General features: G+C 47.5%; 2 tRNA genes and 1 rRNA gene. All 3 read right to left on the reverse strand.

The window, feature by feature from the left end:
• Positions 1–39 precede the first annotated feature (39 nt).
• Positions 40–114: transfer RNA gene (locus KQI64_RS00410), tRNA-Glu, on the reverse strand.
• A gap of 42 nt (positions 115–156) precedes the next feature.
• A tRNA-Lys gene (locus KQI64_RS00415) sits at positions 157–232 on the reverse strand.
• Between the two features lie 225 nt (positions 233–457).
• Positions 458–575: ribosomal RNA gene (locus KQI64_RS00420) — 23S ribosomal RNA — on the reverse strand; the annotation flags it as partial.

The raw sequence follows: 575 nt of genomic DNA on the forward strand, positions 1-575 counted from the left end.
ATCGAAACGTCATCAATTGATAACGTGTTTCAAACAATTTGGTGACTCGTGCGGGAATCGAACCCGCGTTGCCGGCGTGAGAGGCCGGAGTCTTAACCGCTTGACCAACGAGCCATTTTTATTCAAGGGACTCATTGATGTGAGCCCCTTGAGTTTTGGTGCACCATCAGGGGCTCGAACCCGGGACACCCTGATTAAGAGTCAGGTGCTCTACCAACTGAGCTAATGGTGCATATTTTAAATCGAGACGGATACGTCGGATTCATAGCTTTACGTCGGTGTCCCGAATTATTCGTTCATCAGACACTCTCGTTTCGCTCTCGCGCTCTTTCAAACATTGTTTGTAATGTTCTTCTCGCACGCTGTTTCCGCCCGCTTGGGCAAGTGCCCTGAAAACTGAATAAAGAAGAGATAAATTGAAGAAGTAAATACTGACTGACCAAAGTTCAGTGTTCATATGGTCAAGCCCTCGACCTATTAGTACTGCCAAGCTGAATGCCTCACGGCACTTACACACGCAGCCTATCAACCTCGTAGTCTTCAAGGGGTCTTACTCGTTTACACGATGGGATATC

Origin of the sequence: Lachnoclostridium sp. MSJ-17, from assembly GCF_018918205.1 — a bacterium.
Classification (GTDB): domain Bacteria; phylum Bacillota; class Clostridia; order Oscillospirales; family Acutalibacteraceae; genus Ruminococcoides.